We start from the raw sequence: 22,398 nt of genomic DNA on the forward strand, positions 1-22,398 counted from the left end.
GGAATGTATCTGCCAGGAATGCACGGGCCAACTGTGGGAGCGGCCTTGCGTCGCGAAAGGGCCGCAAAGCGGCCCCAGGATGTCAGCACTGATACTGAGAATGCTGGGGCTGCTTCGCAGCCCTTTCGCGACGCAAGGCCGCTCCCACACGGCCCGGCGGTGAGGGTTACAGGTGCGACTCGGCGTACTCGGCCAGCACCGAACGTGGCACACCCTGCAAGGTGATGTGCACGCCGTGGGGGAAGTCCTTGAAGCGCTCGGTCAGGTAGGTCAGGCCCGAGCTGGTCGCGGACAGGTAGGGGGTGTCGATCTGCGCCAGGTTGCCCAGGCAGACCACTTTGGAACCCGAGCCTGCACGGGTGATGATGGTTTTCATCTGGTGCGGCGTGAGGTTCTGGCACTCGTCGATCAGGATCAGGCTTTGCTGGAAGCTGCGACCCCGAATGTAGTTAAGCGACTTGAACTGTAACGGCACGCGTTCGAGGATGTACTCCACACTGCCATGGGTACTTTCGTCATCCATGTGCAAGGCTTCGAGGTTGTCGGTGATGGCACCCAGCCAAGGCTCCATCTTCTCGGCCTCGGTGCCCGGCAGGAAGCCGATTTCCTGGTCCAGCCCCTGCACGCTGCGGGTGGCGATGATGCGGCGGTAGCGCTTGCTGACCATGGTCTGCTCGATGGCTGCAGCCAACGCCAGAATGGTTTTGCCGGAACCGGCGGCGCCGGTCAGGTTGACCAGGTGGATGTCCGGGTCGAGCAGGGCGAACAGCGCCAGGCTCTGATGGATATCGCGTGGTTTCAGGCCCCAGGCTTCCTGGTGCAGCAGCGGCTCCTGGTGCAGGTCGAGCAATAGCAGCTCGTCGTTGCGGATACCCTTGATCCAGCCGACGAAACCCTGCTCATCGATGATGAACTCGTTGATGTGCACCGCCGGCAGGTTGTCGATCATCTGCACCCGATGCCAGGTGCGGCCGCGCTCCTGGCGGGTATCGACTTTGCTGACGCGGTCCCAGAACGAGCCGGTAACCGAGTGATAACCCTTGGACAGCAAGGACACGTCATCGACCAGCTGGTCAGTGCTGTAGTCCTCGGCCGCAATGCCGCAAGCGCGCGCCTTCAGGCGCATGTTGATGTCTTTGGTGACCAGCACCACGTCCAGGTCGGTGCGCCGACTGCGTACGTCGAGCAGGGTGTTGATGATGATGTTGTCGTTGAGGTTTTCCGGCAGCAACTTGCTCGGTTCGTTGCGCGGGCTCATCAGGATCGACAGGAAGCCCTTGGGCCCACTCTTGTTACGCTGGATCGGCACGCCCTGCTCGACATCGCTGGGCGAAGCGTCACCAAGGGTCTGGTCGATCAGGCGGATGGCCTGGCGGCATTCCGCGGCGATGGTCTGTTTGCCAGTCTTGAGTTTGTCGAGTTCCTCCAGCACCGTCATCGGGATGGCGACGTGGTGCTCCTCGAAGTTCAGTAACGCGTTGGGGTCGTGAATCAGGACGTTGGTATCGAGCACATACAGGATTGGCTTGCTGGAGGAAGGGTTGCGTCCTTGGTCATCCATACTCGGTCACCTTATGTCGAAGCCATACGGCGCGGTCTGTTGCGCCGCAAAGTGACTACCGCTCTCCCCGTATCCGCGTTGTTACGGGCGGGAAGCGAACCTGGCTAGGTGGGCCTGGATGACGCCACCTGTGCTGCAGGAATCGGCTGTCTGGTTTCTTCATACCGCAAAAACCATGACCGAAAAAAGCATTTTTACGTCTTTTTGAAGTTTATTTTTCCGATTGACGAAGAGGCCTTGGCGGCGAGGCCAGAGGGGACTACGCTCAGAAGTCATACCCCTTGTTCGCTATATCCATATTCCCGGCAATCTTCCCAGCCAATCCCGCTTTGGGCGGTATTGCGCAGCAACCATTCCACCGCCGGCTGGGCCTTGGGCAAGCTGTCGTGGAACTGGATCACCCCTTTGCGCCACAACAGCATCAGGGTCAGCACCCGCTGCGCCGAGGCCTCGGCGCTCAAAGCGCCATCGTCCTGGGCATCGATATCCCACAGCGATACCCGCAACTGCTGGCTGGCCATGAACGCCTCGCCATCGGCACGGCGCTGCCCATAAGGCGGGCGGAACAGCGGCACGTACTGGTCCGGCAGGTCAGCCTGCACCCGCGCCTGGCTACGCCGTAGCGAGTCCTGCCACTCCGTCCACTGGGCATGGGAGCGGTATTCCCAGCCTTGAATACCCACACACTGCCCACGATACAGTTGGCGCAAGGCATTTGCCGCTCCCGCGTCGCGGCGCTGCTGCACGCGGTTGCCCAGCACGAAGAACGTGCCCTGAAGTTTCTGCCGACGCAGGTAATCCGTGAGCAAGTCGGTATTTCCGCCGTCCGGCCCGGGCCCACCGACGAAGGTAAGCAGGAACATGCGGTCGTTCAGTTCATCGCCGTTGCGTTCGCGCGAAGACAACCGCTCTACCTCGCTGCTGGTTTGCGGCAGCAATGCCGCCTTGCGCAATTGCTCGTCCAGATAGCGCACATGGAACTGATGACTCGGCTCAATCCAGTTGGTATAGAACGTGCCTACATCCGCCGCGAACGTCGCTGCTTGAGTGCGCAAATCCGCCATTGATGTTACCGGATAGCAGAACGACGCATCCTGCTCGCAACTGCGCTGGGCTTGTGCATAACCCTCCCACAGTCGCTGCCACATGCGCGCCCGCACCTGGCGCACCTTCTGCAAGTTGATCTGCCGCAACCCCAGCCGCGCCGCCAGCGCCGCATCGTCCAGCAATTCGCTCTCATGCAGCACCTGGGCGAACGAAAGAATCTCGGCCCGCGAGGCCACATCGAACAGCGCGGGGCTATCCAGCTGCTCGGGCCACAGGCTGCGGTCCAGGCTGACCTGGGGTGAAGGGGCGGCTTGCACGGCACAGCTCAACAGAGCAGCCAGCAAGGCAAAGGCGATGCGCACGGTGGAAGGCTCCGCAACGGCAAAACGCGAACTATAGCGCCTGCACCGTCCTATGGTCTGTGACTATCGTCGCCATAGTTTGGACTTGCACCGCCCAGCCCGTAGAATCCACGGCCAACGATGCCAGGAGCCGACCCGATGCTGACGGTGATTTCCCCCGCCAAGACCCTCGATTACGACACCAAGCCGGTGACCGAGCGTTTCACCCTGCCCCAGTACCTGGACGACTCTCAGGAATTGATCCAGCAGCTGCGCGAACTGTCGCCAGCGCAAATCAGCGAACTGATGCACCTGTCCGACAAGTTGGCCGGCCTGAACGCCGCCCGCTTCGGCAGCTGGACCCCAGACTTCACCCCGGCCAATGCCAAGCAGGCGCTGCTGGCGTTCAAGGGTGACGTATACACCGGCCTCGACGCCGAGAGCCTGGGTGAAGACGACTTCAGCTATGCGCAAGACCACCTGCGCATGCTCTCGGGCCTGTACGGCCTGCTGCGCCCGCTGGACCTGATGCAGCCCTATCGCCTGGAAATGGGCACCAAGCTGGCCAACGCCCGCGGCAAGGACCTGTACGCCTTCTGGGGCACGCGCATCAGCGAATGGCTGAACCAGGCCCTGGCCGAACAAGGTGATGACGTGCTGCTGAACCTGGCCAGCAACGAGTACTTCAGCGCGGTGAAACGCAGCGCATTGAAGGCCCGGGTGATCAACGTCGATTTCAAGGACCTGAAGAACGGCCAGTACAAGATCATCAGCTTCTACGCCAAGAAAGCCCGCGGCATGATGAGCCGTTTCGTCATCCAGCAACGCATCAGCGACCCGGAGCAGCTCAAGCAGTTTGATGTGCAGGGGTACTACTACAGTGCCGAGCAGTCCAAGGCTGATCATCTGGTGTTTTTGCGGGATCACCCGACCGAATAAACCTGCAAGGCCCCTTCGCGGGTTTACCCGCGAAGGGGCCGATAGCCCTCGCGCATACCCTCCGCCCTGCAACAGGGCATGACTCATTTCGCCATAACGACAAAAAACAGACGCCAAAAAACCACCAACCCTACCTTTATCGCAAAACGCCATAAGACCGTTCATAGCTTTTTTGACGTTTTTTGAAAAATATTTTTCGATGCTGGCATAAAAACATCTAGCAACAGTTTCGTCCTTTATATACGGGGACCAAACACTTGCGTGCTATCAAATTGAAACTGTCCGCCACTGAAAAAATATTTAGAAATCTTTCATCCGGACGAAACCCACTCAGGAACTTCTCCTGCGACCTGCCGCTCATAGTGCCGTAACGCATTTCCTGCCTCCGGGTTGTGAGAGATGACTTACAGATGACACGGGCAGGTATCCACTACCCGCCTTGATAACTTCGACAGGTATCACGGAAACCCCGAAACCCTGTCCATGCAGGAGAGACGCGCCCCTTACAAATCGTCCTAGTGGTTGATTTCAAAGGATTTTTCCACTTGAAAAAACAAGCACAGCAAGGCGCCAAGTAGCGCATTGCAATAAAGACGGCTGCATTTCAGGGCACGTTTTTTACTTGATGGCTTTTTACTGCCAACTTTGAGTGCATAACTTTTTGCGCTCCGGATTTATTTTGCCTGCGCTCGGCGAAGTGTGCATTCGCCATGGATCCGTGCGCCCGAAAACTGTTGTTAATCAACCCGGCCGGCACTTTGGTAAGCGTCGGCGTGATAAACACATGAGGTGATAGCGATGCGTATCAGCATCTTTGGTTTGGGTTATGTGGGTGCAGTCTGTGCAGGCTGCCTGACGGCGCGTGGCCATGAAGTGATCGGTGTGGACGTGTCCAGCACCAAGATCGACCTGATCAACCAGGGCAAGTCGCCCATCGTCGAACCTGGCCTGGAAGCACTGCTGCAACAGGGCATCGCCAATGGCCGCCTGCGCGGCACCACCGACTTCGCCGAAGCCATCCGTGCCAGCGACGTGTCGATGATTTGCGTGGGTACCCCCAGCAAGAAAAACGGCGACCTGGGCCTGGAATACATCGAGTCGGTGTGCCGCGAAATCGGCTACGTGCTGCGTGACACCACCCGCCGCCACACCATCGTGGTGCGCAGCACCGTGCTGCCGGGCACCGTCAAGAACGTGGTCATCCCGATTCTAGAAGACTGCTCGGGCAAAAAAGCCGGCGTCGACTTCGGCGTGGCGGTCAACCCGGAATTCCTGCGTGAAAGCACCGCGATCAAGGACTACGACCAGCCACCGATGACCGTCATCGGCGAACTGGACAGCGCCAGCGGCGACATCCTGCAAGCCCTGTACGAAGAACTCGACGCCCCGGTGATCCGCAAGCCGATCGAAGTGGCCGAGATGATCAAGTACACCTGCAACGTGTGGCACGCCACCAAGGTCACCTTCGCCAACGAAATCGGCAACATCGCCAAGGCCGTAGGTGTGGATGGCCGTGAAGTGATGGACGTGGTCTGCCAGGACACCGTGCTGAACCTGTCCCAGTACTACATGCGCCCTGGCTTCGCCTTCGGCGGCTCGTGCCTGCCCAAGGACGTGCGCGCCCTCACCTACCGCGCTGCCAGCCTCGACGTACGTGCACCGCTGCTCGACTCGCTAATGCGCAGCAACGAATCGCAGGTGCAGAACGCCTTCGAGCTGATCGAAGCCCATGACAAGCGCAAGGTCGCCCTGCTGGGCCTGAGCTTCAAGGCCGGCACCGACGACCTGCGCGAAAGCCCGCTGGTAGAGCTGGCTGAGCGCCTGATCGGCAAGGGCTACCAGCTGGACATCTACGACGAGAACGTCCAGTACGCCCGCGTCCACGGTGCCAACAAGGACTACATCGAGTCGAAGATCCCGCACGTGTCGTCGCTGCTCAACGCCGACTTCCAGCAGGTGATCGACAACGCCGACATCATCGTCCTCGGCAACCGTGACGAGCAGTTCCGCGCGCTGGCCCAACAAGCGCCAGCGGGCAAGCAAGTGATCGACCTGGTCGGTTTCATGAGCAAGCCGACCTGCACCACCAGCCGCACTGAAGGCATCTGCTGGTAAGTGCCTGGCCGGGCAGCGGAAGCCTCCCCGCTTCCGTTGCCCACCCTCCCCCGAATTCTCGACGGATGCTGAACATGCAAAGGCTCCAGACCGTGCTGTTGCAGTGCGCCGGGTGGCTGCTCTACATGAGCCTGCTCATGCTGATCGCCCTGGCCCTGCCAGCCGATATCTTCGACTCGCAGTCGAAGCACTTCATCTTCCTGGTCGGCGCAGTCGGCATCTGGCGCTATTCCATGGGCGCCACCCATTTCATCCGCGGCATGATCTTCCTCTACGGCGTGTACCCGTACCTGCGCCGCAAGGTGCAGAAGATGGGCAATGCCACCGACCCGTCGCATGTGTACCTGATGGTGACCAGCTTTCGCATCGAAGCCCTGACCACCGCCCAGGTGTACAGCTCGGTGATCCGCGAGGCGATCAACTGCGGCTTCCCCACCACCGTGGTCTGCTCGCTGGTGGAAATGTCGGATGAACTGCTGGTGAAAAGCCTGTGGGCCAAATACAACCCGCCAGCCCATGTGAAGCTGGACATCGTGCGCATTGCCGGCACCGGCAAGCGCGATGGCCTGGCCTACGGCTTCCGTGCCATCTCGCGCATGCTGCCGGACGAAAACGCCGTGGTGGCGGTGATCGACGGCGACACCGTGCTGGCCGATGGCGTGGTACGCAAGACCGTGCCGTGGTTCAAGCTGTTCCCCAACGTCGGCGGCCTGACCACCAACGAGTTCTGCGAAGTACGCGGCGGCTACATCATGAGCGAGTGGCACAAGCTGCGCTTCGCCCAGCGCCACATCAACATGTGCTCCATGGCGCTGAGCAAGCGCGTGCTGACCATGACCGGGCGCATGTCGATGTTCCGCGCCAGCGTGGTGACCAACCCTGAGTTCATCGCCGACGTCGAAAGCGACTCGCTGATGCACTGGCGACTGGGCCGCTTCAAGTTCCTCACCGGTGACGACAAGTCCAGCTGGTTCAGCCTGATGCGCCTGGGCTACGACACCTTCTACGTGCCGGACGCCGCCATCAACACGGTCGAGCACCCGCCAGAAAAGAGCTTTTTCAAGGCGAGCCGCAAGCTGATGTACCGCTGGTACGGCAACAACCTGCGGCAGAACTCCCGTGCGCTGGGCCTTGGCCTGGGCCGCCTCGGGCTGTTCACCAGCATCGTGCTGTTCGACCAGCGCGTGTCGATGTGGACCAGCCTGCTGGGGTTGACCGTGGCAGTGATCGCCAGCCTCAAGTTCGGCCTGGCCTTCCTGCTGGTGTACCTGCTGTGGATCGGCATCACCCGCCTGATCCTCACCGTCATGCTGCTGTGCTCCGGCCACAACGTAGGCCCGGCCTACCCGCTGATTCTCTATTACAACCAGATCATCGGCGCGCTGATGAAGATCTACGTGTTCTTCCGCCTCGACAAGCAGTCGTGGACGCGTCAGCCCACTGCCCTCAAGCGTGACCTCGCCAGCTTTCAACAATGGTTCAACACCTGGTCCTCGCGGACCATGACCTTCTCGGCTGCCAGCATCTTCGTTGCTGTGCTGTTCATGGTCGTGTGAGCCCAACCCGGATCGGATCTAACAGGAACAAACACCATGAATACCGCCGTGAACGTCAATGTCGTGCATGAGTCCGAAGCCCAGCGCCAACACGCCCGGGTGCGCATTCCCGCCAAGCTGCGTTTCCTGGACGCCCAGCGCCAAACCCACGAAGTGAAGGTCGACGACCTTTCTGCCGGTGGCCTGAGCTTCCACACCAAGCAGCCACTGTCGGCGGGCGATGTAATGCGCGGACGCTTGCAGTTCGTGGTCGACAACCTGGGCCTGTCGTTCGACATCGAGTTCCAGGTGCGCTCGTATAACCTGGACAATGGCCGTACCGGTGCGCAGTTCCAGAACCTTGAACCACGCGACATCGCCACGCTACGGCACATCATCACCAGCCACCTGTCCGGTGAGCTGATCAGCATCGGCGACGTGCTGAGCACCCTGCAGCGCGACAACTTCACCAAGGCTCGCAAGCAGAAAGACGGCGGCTCCGGCCTGAGCGCCTTTGGCCGGCTCAAGGCGGTCACCGTCACCCTCGGCGTCTTCGTAGTCGGGGTTGCGGCGTTCGGCTTCGTCGCCAAGTCGCTGTACGGCATGTACTTCGTCAGCCATGCCGAAGCGGGCGTGGTCGCCGTGCCCACCACCACCGTCACCATGCCGCGCGACGGCACCGTGAGCAGCCTGGTCGAGGGCGGTGGGCAGATCGCCAAGGGGGCGCCATTGGCCAGCTTCACCACCAGCATGCTGGACATGCTCAAAGGCAACCTGGCCGACTCGCAGCTGGAGCCGTCGAAGATCGAAGAGCTGTTCGGCAAGCAGCTGTCCGGCACCCTCACCAGCCCCTGCGATTGCGTGGTCGCCCGCCAGCTGGTGGATGACGGCCAGTATGCCGCCAAGGGCCAGCCGATCTTCCAGCTGATCCCGCGCACCACCACGCCGATGGTCGAGGCGCGCTTCAGCTACCGCCAATTCGACGAGGTCAAGCCAGGTACCCGGGTCAACTTCCAGGTAGCCGGCGAAGACGAAGTGCGCACCGGACAGATCGTCAGCAGCGCCAGCCTCAACAGCGAAGACCTGGCCTCCGACATTCGCGTGCAGATCAAGCCCGATAGTGGCCTGCCTGCCGAACTGGCCGGCCGCCCGGCAGCGGTCAACAGCGACCGTGGCCCATCGCTGAACTGGCTGATCGACAAAGCCGTGGCCCGTGGGCTGTAAGAGGATCACAGCATGATTCCCTACAAGAAGAGCGCAAGCCTGGGCCTGTGTGCCCTAGCTGCCGCCATCACCCTGGCCGGCTGTGCCGGCCTGCCCGACCAGCGCCTGGCCAACGAGGCCATGAAGCGCGGCGACACGGCACTGGCCGAGCGCAACTACAAGGCCCTGGCCGACCTGGGCTACAGCGAAGCACAAGTGGGCCTGGCCGACATCAAGGTGGCCACCCGCGACCCGTCGCAAATCAAGGAAGCCGAGGCCACCTACCGCGCCGCAGCTGCCACGTCGCCCCGTGCCCAGGCACGCCTTGGTCGCCTGCTGGTGGCCAAGCCCGACAGCACCCAGGTCGAACGCGAAGAAGCCGAAACCCTGCTCAAGCAAGCGGCCAGGCAAGGCGAAAGCAACACCCTGATCCCGCTGGCGATGCTCTACCTCAGCTACCCGCAGAGCTTCCCCAAGGTCAACGCCCAGCAGCAGATCGACCAATGGCGCGCCGCCGGCAACCCCGAAGCGGGCCTGGCCCAGGTGCTGCTGTACCGCACCCAGGGCACTTACGACCAGCACCTGGGCGACGTGGAAAACATCTGCAAGGCTGCCCTGAACACCACCGACATCTGCTACGTCGAACTGGCCACCGTGTACCAGAAGCGTGGCCAGGCCGACCAGCAAGCCGCCCTGCTCGGCCAGCTGAAATCTGCCTACGCCGGTGGCGCCGTACCGGCCACCCGGGTCGACAGCGTTGCCCGTGTGCTGGCTGACCGCAGCCTCGGCCAGACCGACGAGAAAACCGCCAAGGACCTGCTTGAGCAGGTGGCCCCGACGAACCCGGCGTCCTGGGTCAGCCTGGCGCAACTGGTGTACGACTTCCCCGAACTGGGCGACACCGACCAGTTGCTGGCCTACATCGACAAGGGCCGCGAAGCCGAACAGCCACGCGCCGAACTGCTGCTGGGCCGCCTGTACTACGAAGGCAAGACCCTGCCAGCCGACGCCAAAAAGGCCGAGCAGCACCTGCAGGCTGCCGCCGATGCTGGCGAGATCAGCGCCCATTACTACCTGGGCCAGCTGTACCGCCGCGGTTACCTGGGCAACGTCGAGCCGCAGAAGGCTGTCGACCACCTGCTGGCCGCCGCCCGTGGCGGGCAGAACAGCGCCGACTACGCCCTGGCCCAGCTGTTCAGCGAAGGCCACGGCATCCGCCCGCAACCGGGCAACGCCTGGGTGTTCGCCCAGCTGTCGCAGGTCAACCCGACGCCGCAATCGAGCGAACTGCTGCAGCAACTCGACCAGCAACTCACGCCTGACCAACGCAGCCAGGCCCAGCAACTGCTGGCGCAAGAGAAGCAGGCACGCGGCAGCATGGCCCAGGGCAACACCAGCATCCTGGCCATCGAAGCCCTGCAAGACGACGAAAAAGAAGTAGACGGTGAGGACTCGCTATGACGCTCAATCCCTTCGTGAAAGCTGGCATCGGCCTGAGCTTCGCCCTGCTGTGGTCCTGCCCGACCCTGGCGGAAATGACCGCTGAAAAGAACTTTGGCCTGGATGTGAAAATCACCGGCCAGTCGGAAGACGACCGCGACCTGGGCACCCGCCCCGGCGGCGACGTCAACGGCCTGGGCCTGGACCTGCGCCCGTGGGTGTACGGCGAGCGCGGCAACTGGAGCGCCTACGCCATGGGCCAGGCCGTCGCCGCCACCGACACCATCGAAACCGACACCCTGCGCCAGAACGACGACGGCACCACCACCGACACCGGCGATCACGGCCGCACGCCCGATAAAAGCTACCTGGCCATGCGCGAGTTCTGGGTAGGCTACAGCGGCCTCACCGCCTACCCTGGCGAGCAACTTCGCCTCGGTCGCCAGCGCCTGCGCAGCGACGATGGCATGTGGCGCGACACCAACATCGAAGCCCTGAACTGGACCTTCGACACCACCCTGCTCAAGGCCGACCTGGGCGTGGCCCAGCGCTTCAGCGAATACCGTACCGACCTTACCGAGCTGGCCCCGGAAGACAAGGACCGCACGCACATCTACGGCAACGTTGCCACGCAGTGGACTCCTGGCCACTGGGTAGGTGTGCGCGCCCACCACACCCACGACAGCGGCAGCCTGAAGAACCCGGGTGAAACCGTCGACGCACTGGACAAGACCCGTACCGGCGACCTGACCTGGCTGGGCCTGGAAGCCAACAGCGACGCCTACAACTGGCGCAACGACCACACCGTCAACTACTGGGGCAGCGTCACCTGGCTGACCGGTGACCGCGACACCCTCAGCAGCCAGGCCGTCGGCGACGATCAGGTTGCCACCGGCACGCAGAGCGGCGACGTCAATGCCTGGGCCACCGACCTCGGCATCCGCCTGCGCCTAGACCCGCAATGGCAGGTCGGCGCGGCTTATGCCCGTGGCAGCGGCGGCGGTGGCGACGACGGTTCGAACAACTTCGAGCAGACTGGCCTTGAGAGCAACCGCTCCAACTTCACCGGCACTCGCTCGCGCGTGCACCGCTTCGGCGAAGCCTTCCGCGGCGAACTGGGCAACCTGCAGGCCGCCACCCTGTTTGCCTCCTGGCAGTTGCGCGACGACTACGACGCCAGCCTGATCTACCACAAGTTCTGGCGTGTCGACGGCAACCAGAACATCGGCTCCAGCGGCATCAATGCCGCCGTCGACGACAACGGCGTCAACCGCCAGCTGGTCGACGGTGAAAAAGACCTTGGCCAGGAAATGGACGTGGTCGTGACCAAGTACTTCAAGCAAGGCCTGCTGCCGGCTTCGATGAGCCAGGCCATCGACGAGCCGTCCGCCCTGGTGCGCCTGCGCGCCGGTGTGTTCAAGCCGGGCGACGCCTATGGCAAGGAAGCGGATTCGTACATGCACCGCGCCTTCGTCGACGTGATCTGGCGATTCTGAGGCCGGGAGAAACCTGATGAACCTTCACCCGCACTTACGTCACAGCCTGTTGGCCAGCGCCTTGCTGCTGGCCAGCGGCCTGGTCGCCGCCGCAGAACCTCAGGTCATTGCCAAGGAACTGCAGCAGGCCAAGACCTACACCGTGGCCAGCGCGCCGATCGAGCCGCTGCAGATGGACCCGCCCAAGCTGCCTGACCTGACCGGTTTCACGGCCGAGGCCGTGCAGAAGAAGATCGACCGTAGCCACAAGGGCAAGGTCAGCCTGCGCCGCATGTTCCAGGAGGACACCCTCAAGGAGTTCGTCGGTGGCGACAACAAGGCGGCCGAGTGGGTGCAGCGCCAGCACGGTATTCCGCAGGCGATCTTCGTCGATGACGGCCATGTCGACCTGGTGGAACTGAGCAAGAAGGTGCCCAGACAGTACCTCAGCGAAGTCGAGCCGGGCGTGTACCTGGCGCGCCTGCCGATTGTGGTCGGGCAAAAAGGCATCCTCGAGATCGACGGCAAGGTCAAGCAGTTGCGCCTGTCCCAGGAGGGCGGTTCGTTCCTGGTCAACGACGGCAAGCTGTTCGTCACCGACACCCAGGTGACCGGCTGGCGCGAAAAGGACAACGGCCCGGCAACCTTCCGCTCGCCAAAGGAATTCCGCCCGTTCCTGCTGTCGTGGGGCGGCACCGAGACCTACATCGTCAACACCAAAATGGCGAGCTTCGGCTACGCCAAGTCCAAGTCGTACGGTGTGAGCATCTCGCAGTACACGCCGAACATGGCCAAGCGCATGGGCCGCCCGGAACCCACCGGCTGGATCATCGGCTCGGCGTTCAGCGACATGTGGTACGGCTTCTACTGCTACGAGACCCAGGACTTCGTGGTGAAGGACAGCACCTACCACGACAACATCGTCTACGGCATCGACCCGCACGACCGCTCGCACCGCCTGATCATCGCCGGCAACACCGTGTACGGCACCAAGAAAAAGCACGGCATCATCGTTTCGCGTGAGGTGAACGACAGCTGGATCATCAACAACAAGAGCTACGACAACAAGCTCTCGGGCGTGGTGATCGACCGTAACAGCGTCAACAACCTGATCGCCTACAACGAGATCTACCGCAACCACACCGACGGCATCACCCTGTACGAAAGCGGCGACAACCTGATTTGGGGCAACAAGCTGATCAACAACCGCCGCCACGGCATCCGCGTGCGTAACAGCGTGAACATCCGCCTGTACGAAAACATCGCCATGGCCAACGGCCTGGTGGGCGTTTACGGCCACATCAAGGACCTGTCCGACACCGACCGCGACATCGCCCTGGACCCGTTCGACACCAAGGTGTCGCTGATTCTGGTGGGCGGTGAACTCACGGCCAACGGCTCCGGCCCGCTGTCGATCGACTCGCCGCTGTCGGTCGAGCTGTACAAGGTGCAGATGCTCGCCCCGCGCAAGGCCAGCGGTATCAGCCTCAACGGCATCCTGGGCGAACGCCAGGACGAAATCCTCGACCTGCTGGTGCGCCAGCAAAAGGCTGTGCTGATCGACCCGGTCGAACGCCAGACCGAAATGATCGATTAAGGAAGCCCAGACCATGACCCCACACCTGATGAAACTGCTGGGCCTGTCCGCCGCCCTTCTGGCGATCAGCCAGGGCGTGCGCGCCGATGATGTGAAGGCCCCCACCTTCAGCGCCGAGCCGTGCTGCCAGCTGTGCCCTGAAGCGCATGACGCCAGTCGCTACACCACCCGTTACCAGCAGAACTTCACCACGCTGGTGCAGGCCAAGGGTGACTGGCTGTTCCGTACCCGCGAAGACCTGCGCACCGAGTTCAACACCACCCCGGCCGGCTACAAACGCCTGCAGCAGGTGCACGACGCGTTCAAGAAGCGCGGCGTGGAACTGGTGGTGGTGTACCAGCCGACCCGTGGCCTGGTGAACCGCAACATGCTCAACCCGGCCGAGAAAGCCGCCTTCGATTACCAGAAGGCGTTGGGCAACTACCAGGCCATGCTCAAGCGCTTCGCCAGCATGGGCTACAACGTGCCCGACCTGTCGCCGCTGACCAACGAGCAGTTGGCCGCCGCCGACCAGGGCAAGGACTTCTACTTCCGTGGCGACCAACACTGGACGCCATACGGCGCCGAACGCGCCGCCAAAATCGTGGCCGACACCGTGCACCACATGCCGGCCTTCGAAGGCATCCCGCGCAAGGAATTCGAAACGAAAAAATCCGGGCGCATGGGCAAGACCGGCACCCTGCACAACGTCGCCGGCCAGCTGTGCGGCACCAGCTATGCGGTGCAGTACATGGACCAGTTCGCCACCGAGCCTAAAGGTTCCAGCGGTGGTGGCGACGACCTGTTCGGTGACGGCGGCAACGCGCAAATCACCCTGGTGGGCACCAGCCACAGTGGCAAGAACTACAACTTCTCGGGCTTCCTCGAACAGTACATCGGCGCCGACGTGCTCAACGTCGCCTTCCCTGGCGGTGGCCTGGAAGGCTCGATGATCCAGTACCTGGGCAGCGAAGAATTCCAGAAGAACCCGCCGAAGATCCTGATCTGGGAATTCTCCCCGCTGTACCGCCTGGACCAGGAAACCATCTGGCGGCAAATCCTTGGCCTGCTCGACGACGGCTGCGACGACCGCCCGGCGCTGATGAGCGCCAGCACCACCCTCAAGCCCGGCAAGAACGAACTGATGGTCAACGGCAAGGGTGGCGTGATCAAAGACCTGATCAACCGCAACCTGCAAATGGACGTGAAGTTCGAAGACCCGTCGGTGAAGGTGTTGCAGGCCACCCTGTGGTACCTCAACGGCCGCCACGAAGACATCAAGCTGGAAAAACCGGAAACCTCCGACACCGACGGCCGCTTTGTCTTCCAGATGCGTGAAGACGAGGACTGGGCCAGCCAGAGCCTGCTGGCGTTCGAGGTGCAAGGCCCGGAAAGCGGCACCCAGAAAGTCGAAGCCAAGCTCTGCAAACGCAACAACTTCGCCGTGCCCGCGCAAACCGCGCAGGCCGGCCAGTGAGGCGACCCATGACCACCTTCAAGCAAATTTTCCGCCCCGCCCTGCTCGCGCTGGCCCTGTTTGGCAGCGCCGCGCACGCCGCGCTGGTACCGCCCCAGGGGTACTACGAGGGGATCGAAAAGCTCAAGACCGGCGACGGTAACTTCCGTTGCGAAGCAACGCCCAAGCCGTACACCGGTGCGCTGCAGTTCCGCAGCAAGTACGAAGGTTCGGACAGTGCCCGGGCAACCCTCAACGAGGATTCCGAGCAGGCCTTCCGCGACTCCACCAGGGACATCACCACCCTGGAGCGTGGCGTGGCCAAGATGGTCAACCAGTACATGCGCGACGGACGCCCGGCACAACTCGACTGCGCCCTGACCTGGCTGGGCACCTGGGCGCGTGCCGATGCGCTGATGTCCACCAACTACAACCACACCGGCAAGTCCATGCGCAAATGGGCGCTGGGCAGCATGAGTGGTTCCTGGCTGCGCCTGAAGTTCTCCAACTCGCAGCCGCTGGCCGCGCACCAGGCCGAGGCCGAGCTGATCGAAAAATGGTTCGCCCGCCTGGCCGAGCAAACCGTGCGCGACTGGAGCAACCTGCCGCTGGCGAAGATCAACAACCACAGCTACTGGGCCGCCTGGTCGGTCATGGCCACCTCGGTGGCGACCAACCGCCGCGACCTGTTCGACTGGGCCGTGAAGGAATACAAGATCGGCGCCAACCAGGTCGACGAGCAGGGCTTCTTGCCCAACGAGATCAAGCGCAAGCAGCGCGCCCTGGCCTACCACAACTACGCCCTGCCACCGCTGGCGATGATCGCCAGCTTTGCCAAGGCCAACGGTGTGGACCTGCGCAGCGAAAACAACTTTGCCCTGCAGCGCCTGGGTGAAGGCGTGCTGTACGGCGCCCGCGATCCCAAGCACTTCGCGGAACGCGCAGGCGAAAAACAAGACATGAAAGACCTCAAGGTCGACAGCAAGTACGCCTGGCTCGAACCCTGGTGCGCGCTGTACCAGTGCGTGGGTGACACGCTCGAACGCAAGCACGGCATGCAGCCGTTCGACAGTTTCAGGCTCGGCGGCAACCTGACCCGGGTCTATGACCCGAGCGCAGAGAGCAAGAAATGAAGTGAACCCCGTGTGGGGTCGGAACCTGTGGGAGCGGGCATGCCCGCGAACAAGGGCGAAGCCCTTGCCATGCACCGCGGTGCCTTCTTCGCGGGCTCGCCCGCTCCCACAGGGACCTAAGTTGCCTTCCGGTTATGCACTGGGGGGTTTGGGGGGCGCTGTGCCCCGGATGCTGTGAACAAAAAGGAGAACCGGGATGGTCTTCTCGTCCAACGTGTTCCTGTTCCTGTTCTTGCCGATCTTCCTCGGCCTGTACTACTTGAGCGGGCAACGCTATCGCAACCTGCTGCTGCTGGTCGCCAGCTACATCTTCTATGCCTGGTGGCGGGTGGACTTCCTGGCCCTGTTCGCCGGAGTCACCCTGTGGAACTACTGGATCGGCCTTAAAGTCGGTGCCGCCGGCGTGCGCACCAAGCCGGCCCAGCGCTGGCTGCTGCTGGGCGTGGGCGTCGACCTGGCGATTCTCGGCTACTTCAAGTACGCCAACTTCGGTGTCGACAGCCTGAACGCGATCATCAGCTCGTTCGGCCTGGAGCCGTTCATCCTCACCCACGTGCTGCTGCCGATCGGTATCTCGTTCTACATCTTCGAGTCGATCAGCTACATCATCGACGTGTACCGTGGCGACACCCCGGCTACCCGCAACCTGATCGACTTCGCAGCGTTCGTGGCGATCTTCCCGCACCTGATCGCCGGCCCCGTGCTGCGCTTCAAGGACCTGGTCGACCAGTTCAACAACCGCACCCACACCCTGGACAAGTTCTCCGAAGGTTGCACCCGCTTCATGCAGGGCTTCATCAAGAAAGTGTTCATTGCCGACACCCTCGCGGTAGTCGCCGACCACTGCTTCGCCCTGCAAAACCCGACCACGGGTGATGCCTGGCTGGGCGCGCTGGCCTACACCGCGCAGCTGTACTTCGACTTCAGCGGCTACAGCGACATGGCCATCGGCCTGGGCCTGATGATGGGCTTCCGCTTCATGGAAAACTTCAAGCAGCCGTACATCAGCCAGTCGATCACCGAGTTCTGGCGCCGCTGGCACATCAGCCTGTCGACCTGGCTGCGCGACTACCTGTACATCACCTTGGGCGGTAACCGCAAAGGCACCTTCAACACCTACCGCAACCTGTTCCTGACCATGCTGCTGGGCGGCCTGTGGCACGGTGCCAACTTCACCTACATCATCTGGGGCGCCTGGCACGGCATGTGGCTGGCCATCGAGCGTGCGCTGGGCATCGATACCAACCCGCAGCGCTTCAACCCGGTGAAATGGGCCTTCACCTTCCTGTTGGTGGTGGTCGGCTGGGTGATCTTCCGCGCCGAAAACCTGCACGTGGCCGGCCGCATGTACGGCGCCATGTTCAGCTTTGGCGACTGGCAGCTGTCGGAACTCAACCGCGCCCAGCTGACCGGCCTGCAAGTGGCCACCCTGGTGATCGCCTACCTCACCCTGGCGTTCTTCGGCCTGCGCGACTTCTACCGCAATGCCAAGCCAGCGCCCAAGGCGACCCCGGTGCAAGTCAACGCGGATGGCTCGATCGGCCTGGACTGGACCCGGGTCATGACCCGCGCCCTGGTGCTGCTGCTGTTCGTGGCCTCGATCCTCAAGCTTTCGGCGCAAAGCTACTCGCCGTTCCTGTACTTCCAGTTCTGAGGCCGATGACATGAACCGTACTTTACGCATCACGTATTCACTGTCGTTCCTCGGCTTGCTGGTCGGCATGGGCGTGTGGTCCACCGGTGGCCTGCAAAGCTTCCAGCGCACCGAGCAGATGACCGTGCTCAACGGCAAGCTGGCCAAGGCCGCCGAAACCCACTACGACGAGCAATTCCCGATCAAGCGCCTGGGCACCAACCTCTGGGCCGCGCTGGACTTCAAGCTGTTCAACGAAGGCCGCCCCGGTGTGGTGCTGGGCCGTGACCAGTGGCTGTTCAGCGACGAAGAGTTCAAGCCCACCGCCGGCGCCGAGCAACTGATGCAGGAAAACCTGGCGCTGATCCGCGGCGTGCGCGACACCTTGCAGCAGCACGGCAGCCAGCTGGTGCTGGCCATCGTGCCAGCCAAGGCGCGTATCTATTCGGAATACCTGGGCAAAGAGCAACCGGCCAGCCTGCACGACGACCTGTACAACCAGTTCCATGCACAGGTGCGCCAGGCCAATGTGTTCGCCCCCGACCTGCAAGCGGCCATGGAACAAGCCAAGGCCCGTGGCCAGGTGTTCCTGCGCACCGACACCCACTGGACGCCGATGGGCGCCGAAGCGGCAGCGCAGGCGCTGGCTGAAGCCGTTAGCCGACAGAACCTGCTCAATGGCGAGCCGCAAACCTTCGTCACCGAAGCCGGCAACACCGCCCCCTACAAAGGCGACCTGACCAACTTCCTGCCGCTCGACCCGCTGTTCAGCAACCTGCTGCCAACCCCGGACAACCTGCAACAGCGCAGTACCCGCCCGGCAGAAGCAGCTGCTGACGGCGACGACGCGCTATTTGCCAACAACGAGATCCCGGTAGCGCTGGTGGGCACCAGCTACAGCGCCAACCCGCACTGGAACTTCCTCGGTGCATTGCAGCAGGCCCTGCGCAGCGACGTGGCCAACTACGCCGAAGACGGCCATGGCCCGCTGCTGCCAATGCTCAAGTACCTGCAAAGCGATGCCTTCAAGAACGCCGCACCGCAAGTGGTGGTGTGGGAATTCCCCGAACGTTACCTGCCCATGAAAAACGACCTCAGCAGCTTCGATCCGCAGTGGATCGCGCAGCTGAAGAACACCCGTAAATCCGAAGAAAACCTGGCCTTGTCGTCCACCCGGACGAACCCCTGAACGATAGAGAGGAAATGCACATGACTACCAAGCCTTCGATTGCCAAAGCCCTCACCCTCGCGGCCGGCCTTTCCCTTGCCTCCCTGCAGGCCTTCGCCGGTGCCGACGCCGCACTGTATGGCCCAAGCGCGCCGAAAGGTTCGACCTTCGTGCGCCTGTACAACGCCGCCAGCGCACCCGCTGCCGCTTCGGTCGGCAACACCCAGATCAAACAGGTGGGCGCCCAGGCCAGCAGCGACTTCAGCTTCCTGCCAGGCGGCGACTACACCGCCCAGGTCGGCGGCAAGAGCGTGCCGGTGAAGCTGGCCTCGGACAAGTACTACACCCTGGTCAACAGCAGCAGCGGCAACCCGCAGCTGATCGAAGAACCGCCGTTCAAGAACAAGCAGAAAGCCCTGGTGCGCGTGCAGAACCTGAGCGACCAGCAGCTGACCCTGAAAACCGCCGACGGCAAGACCGAAGTGGTCAAGCCGGTGGCAGCCAACGGCCGTGGCGAACGTGAAATCAACCCGGTGAAGGTCAACCTGGCGTTGTTCCAAGGCGACAAGAAAGTGGGCGACGTGAAACCGGTCGCCCTGGAGCGCGGCGAAGCCGCAGTGCTGTACGTAACGGGTTCCGGCAACGCCTTGTCGCCGGTGTGGGTAACTCGCCCCGTGGCTAGCAACTGATCCCTCTGCCTATTAACGACTATTGGAGAAACATGATGATCCCGGTAATTCTTTCTGGTGGTAGCGGTTCGCGTCTGTGGCCTCTGTCGCGCAAGCAGTTCCCTAAACAGTTCCTGGCCCTGACCGGCGAACACACGCTGTTCCAGCAAACCATCCAACGCCTGGTGTTCGAAGGCATGGACACGCCAATCGTGGTCTGCAACAAGGACCACAAATTCATCGTCCAGGAGCAACTGGCGACGCTGAAGCTGGAAACCCAAGGCATCCTGATGGAGCCGTTCGGCCGCAACACTGCGCCCGCCGTGGCCATGGCCGCCATGAAACTGGTCAACGAAGGCCGCGACGAGCTGATGCTGGTGCTGCCTGCCGACCATGTGATCGATGACCAGAAGGCCCTGCAACGCGCCCTGGCCCTGGCCACCGTGGCCGCCGAGCGTGGCGAGATGGTGCTGTTCGGCGTGCCGGCGACCAAGCCGGAAACCGGTTACGGCTACATCCGCTCCAGCCAGGACGCCCTGTTGCCCGAGGGCGTGGCGCGGGTTGCCCAGTTTGTTGAAAAGCCCGACGAGAAACGCGCCGCCGAGTTCGTCCAGGCCGGTGGCTACTTCTGGAACAGCGGCATGTTCCTGTTCCGCGCCAGCCGCTTCCTCGAAGAGCTGAAAAAGCACGACGGCGATATCTACGACACTTGCGTGCTGGCCCTTGAGCGCAGCCAGGAAGATGGCGACGTGCTGAGCATCGACGAAGCCACCTTCGCCTGCTGCCCGGACAACTCCATCGACTACGCGGTGATGGAAAAAACCCAGCGCGCCTGCGTGGTGCCGATGTCGGCCGGCTGGAGCGACGTAGGCTGCTGGTCGTCGCTGTGGGAAGTGCATGAAAAGGACGAGGACGGCAACGTCACTAAAGGCGACGTGGTGGTGCAGGACAGCCGCAACTGCATGATCCACGGCAACGGCAAGCTGGTGTCGGTTATCGGCCTGGAAAACATCGTGGTGGTCGAGACCAAGGACGCCATGATGATCGCCCACAAGGACAAGGTCCAAGGCGTCAAGCAGATGGTAAAGACCCTGGACGAACAGGGCCGCACCGAAACCCAAAACCACCTGGAAGTGTATCGCCCATGGGGCTCGTACGATTCGGTGGACATGGGCGGCCGCTTCCAGGTCAAGCACATCACCGTCAAGCCGGGCGCCAGCCTGTCGCTGCAGATGCACCACCACCGTGCCGAGCACTGGATCGTGGTGTCGGGTACTGCCGAGGTGACGTGTGACGAGAACGTGTTCCTGCTGACCGAGAACCAGTCCACCTACATTCCGATTGCCTCGGTCCACCGCCTACGCAACCCGGGCAAGATCCCGCTTGAGATCATCGAAGTGCAGTCCGGCAGTTACCTGGGCGAGGATGATATCGAGCGCTTCGAGGATGTGTACGGACGTACGTCCACGCCGATCGAGCGTGGGATTTCGGTGAAGACCATCGCGCAGTAAATCGCTGGCGAAAAAAGCCCCGTGGCCTTGAAAGGTCACGGGGTCTCTTTCATGACGTGCGTTACTTAGGACGCAAATCAAGCTCCACCCGCCCATTGCTCAGCACATACGTGCGACCGGACCAAGTAAACTCAAAGTTGAATTCGATCAACAGGCTTTCACCCGATTTATATTTGAAATTACTGATCGGCTCGCTTTCACCGCTTGGCCGCCCAGCATAAAGCATGTTATTGACAGCAGCGAGATAACTGGTAACACCATCAGCTGTAAACTGAAAAAAAGCGCCAAAAATACCCAGATCACCGGCCAAGTCGTGTCTTTGGCTAACATGAACGCCTGTCAGCTCTCCTACCGAGTTGTAGTACAGCCAGATGTCATCAGCATTAAACCCACTATTGCCCTCAAGGGCAGGACTTACCCGTGCCTTCGCGGCCCGAAATTCCGTCATTGCCTGCTTGTTCACAACGCTGTCTATTTCGAAGGTGCCTTGGGTCACCGAGAACGAATCGTTGCGTCCCTTGAATTTGAAGCTCGCCTTCTTCGGCTCGCCTGAACTGCCCAACGTCTCGATGGTCAGCTGGCCGCTTTCTGCGTAACCGGCTCCTTCAATGCCGAGGTGCGCCCAGACCCTATTCGCTTCCAGAGGCTCGATATCGTAGCTTTTCGCCTCTGGATTTTCGGGCAAACGAAAATAGATGAAGGGTTCGTTGCCTATTGCGTTATCGTCCACCGCAAAAACCGCATGCTCTGACAGATAGCTGATGGTGCTGGCATGGAATTTTTTTTCACGCCCGCGTATAACAGCACTCATTTGACCAGACGACCGCTCGATCTTTTCTTTGGATGAACTCACTCTCTTATCTCCTGTGGCGGCGGAAATTTATTTAGTAGGACCTTCACGTGATGGACGTGCCGCCGTGGGGAAAGGCTATGGTGAGCCCCCCCTTCCGAAACTGGCAGAAATGCTAGGTGTTCAGTCCTTTTGAACAATTACAGACGTATATCGACTTCCCCATTTCTCATTTGATGGATGACGTCGGCCTGCATGAATTCCAGCGAAAAATCAAATGCAATTTGACTACCCGGTGTCCAGGTCAAGTTCGTGATCTCGAAACTTTTGGCAAACTTCAAGGTGGGGGAATAGACCAGCGCTGAGCTGACCCAGGGGGCACCGTTTGCATCGTACTCAAGGATAAACAGTGTGCCCAGTTGTGAAGGGTCGTCGCCGTCGGAGAATCTCTGATAATTGGCAATTGAACTCGGACGCGCGCCATCACCGTTAGCCTCCAGAAAATCGGCTTTATAATTCGAACGCTTGTTTAATGGTGGGTCAATATCGGCTTTCCCAATACCTGTGGCGTGTACCGTGATGCCGGGCTCTAGAGTGAATATACCCTCTCCCATCGGCTTGGACGGCCCGCTCGCTTTGGTCTGTCTCATCTTCGATTTCTCCCAGGGCAGCTAACGTTCATGAGTGCAGAAGGTGCATTGACGCAGCGCCAAAGCTATCGCGCCCCTCGAAAACTCACTACTGGCAGAAATGTCAGGTATGGCAGTAACCCTCACCGCCTTTCAAGCATGAGCGGTTTACCGCTAG

Annotated in this window: 17 protein-coding genes; 13 read left to right on the forward strand and 4 right to left on the reverse strand. The window is 61.6% G+C overall.

Annotated elements, in window-relative coordinates:
* Nucleotides 1-166 precede the first annotated feature (166 nt).
* Nucleotides 167-1,561 (reverse strand): PhoH family protein, encoded by a 1,395-nt coding sequence (locus N436_RS04755; RefSeq protein ID WP_012274097.1) that lies wholly within the window; start codon nucleotides 1,559-1,561, stop codon nucleotides 167-169.
* A gap of 272 nt (nucleotides 1,562-1,833) precedes the next feature.
* Complete coding sequence (locus tag N436_RS04760) at nucleotides 1,834-2,970, reverse strand: polysaccharide deacetylase family protein (RefSeq protein ID WP_105945719.1); 1,137 nt, start codon at nucleotides 2,968-2,970, stop codon at nucleotides 1,834-1,836.
* Between the two features lie 138 nt (nucleotides 2,971-3,108).
* Between N436_RS04760 and yaaA the strand changes: the two genes are divergently transcribed.
* From yaaA to N436_RS04830, 13 genes are all read left to right on the forward strand, one after another.
* Nucleotides 3,109-3,888 (forward strand): peroxide stress protein YaaA, encoded by a 780-nt coding sequence (gene yaaA, locus N436_RS04765; RefSeq protein WP_110740503.1) that lies wholly within the window; start codon nucleotides 3,109-3,111, stop codon nucleotides 3,886-3,888.
* 798 nt (nucleotides 3,889-4,686) lie between these two features.
* Nucleotides 4,687-6,003: a nucleotide sugar dehydrogenase gene (locus tag N436_RS04770; protein WP_016713524.1), complete on the forward strand. Its 1,317-nt coding sequence runs from the start codon at nucleotides 4,687-4,689 to the stop codon at nucleotides 6,001-6,003.
* A 74-nt stretch (nucleotides 6,004-6,077) separates the two neighbouring features.
* Entirely contained in the window at nucleotides 6,078-7,559 is a 1,482-nt protein-coding gene (locus N436_RS04775) for a glycosyltransferase family 2 protein (RefSeq protein WP_025753970.1), read from the forward strand.
* 36 nt (nucleotides 7,560-7,595) lie between these two features.
* Nucleotides 7,596-8,762, forward strand: coding sequence for a PilZ domain-containing protein (locus N436_RS04780; protein ID WP_110740504.1), 1,167 nt, complete (start codon nucleotides 7,596-7,598; stop codon nucleotides 8,760-8,762).
* Between the two features lie 12 nt (nucleotides 8,763-8,774).
* Entirely contained in the window at nucleotides 8,775-10,202 is a 1,428-nt protein-coding gene (gene algK, locus N436_RS04785; protein ID WP_110740505.1) for an alginate biosynthesis TPR repeat lipoprotein AlgK, read from the forward strand.
* On the forward strand, nucleotides 10,199-11,677 hold the full coding sequence (locus N436_RS04790) for an alginate export family protein (RefSeq protein ID WP_110740506.1): 1,479 nt from the start codon (nucleotides 10,199-10,201) through the stop codon (nucleotides 11,675-11,677). The genes algK and N436_RS04790 overlap by 4 nt, the downstream gene beginning before the upstream one ends.
* Nucleotides 11,678-11,693: 16 nt before the next feature.
* Nucleotides 11,694-13,253: a mannuronan 5-epimerase AlgG gene (algG, locus tag N436_RS04795; protein ID WP_105945715.1), complete on the forward strand. Its 1,560-nt coding sequence runs from the start codon at nucleotides 11,694-11,696 to the stop codon at nucleotides 13,251-13,253.
* Between the two features lie 13 nt (nucleotides 13,254-13,266).
* On the forward strand, nucleotides 13,267-14,709 hold the full coding sequence (locus tag N436_RS04800; protein ID WP_110740507.1) for an alginate O-acetyltransferase: 1,443 nt from the start codon (nucleotides 13,267-13,269) through the stop codon (nucleotides 14,707-14,709).
* Between the two features lie 8 nt (nucleotides 14,710-14,717).
* Complete coding sequence (locus N436_RS04805) at nucleotides 14,718-15,821, forward strand: mannuronate-specific alginate lyase (protein WP_110740508.1); 1,104 nt, start codon at nucleotides 14,718-14,720, stop codon at nucleotides 15,819-15,821.
* Nucleotides 15,822-16,017: 196 nt separating this feature from the next.
* Nucleotides 16,018-17,475, forward strand: a complete 1,458-nt coding sequence (locus N436_RS04815) for an MBOAT family protein (RefSeq protein ID WP_105945712.1) — start codon at nucleotides 16,018-16,020, stop codon at nucleotides 17,473-17,475.
* 10 nt (nucleotides 17,476-17,485) lie between these two features.
* Nucleotides 17,486-18,643 carry an alginate O-acetyltransferase gene (locus N436_RS04820; RefSeq protein ID WP_110740509.1) on the forward strand — a complete coding sequence of 386 codons (1,158 nt, stop codon included), beginning with the start codon at nucleotides 17,486-17,488 and terminating at the stop codon, nucleotides 18,641-18,643.
* Between the two features lie 14 nt (nucleotides 18,644-18,657).
* Entirely contained in the window at nucleotides 18,658-19,311 is a 654-nt protein-coding gene (locus N436_RS04825; protein ID WP_177410868.1) for an alginate O-acetyltransferase AlgF, read from the forward strand.
* 35 nt (nucleotides 19,312-19,346) lie between these two features.
* A complete protein-coding gene (locus N436_RS04830; protein WP_110740511.1) occupies nucleotides 19,347-20,801 on the forward strand; it encodes a mannose-1-phosphate guanylyltransferase/mannose-6-phosphate isomerase in 1,455 nt (484 codons plus the stop codon).
* Nucleotides 20,802-20,862: 61 nt separating this feature from the next.
* On the opposite strand, the gene N436_RS04835 is transcribed toward N436_RS04830, so the two are convergent.
* On the reverse strand, nucleotides 20,863-21,654 hold the full coding sequence (locus N436_RS04835) for a hypothetical protein (RefSeq protein WP_110740512.1): 792 nt from the start codon (nucleotides 21,652-21,654) through the stop codon (nucleotides 20,863-20,865).
* Between the two features lie 137 nt (nucleotides 21,655-21,791).
* On the reverse strand, nucleotides 21,792-22,241 hold the full coding sequence (locus N436_RS04840; protein ID WP_110740513.1) for a hypothetical protein: 450 nt from the start codon (nucleotides 22,239-22,241) through the stop codon (nucleotides 21,792-21,794).
* Nucleotides 22,242-22,398: the final 157 nt, after the last annotated feature.

Origin of the sequence: Pseudomonas sp. RV120224-01b, from assembly GCF_003208145.1 — a bacterium.
GTDB classification, from domain to species: domain Bacteria; phylum Pseudomonadota; class Gammaproteobacteria; order Pseudomonadales; family Pseudomonadaceae; genus Aquipseudomonas; species Aquipseudomonas monteilii.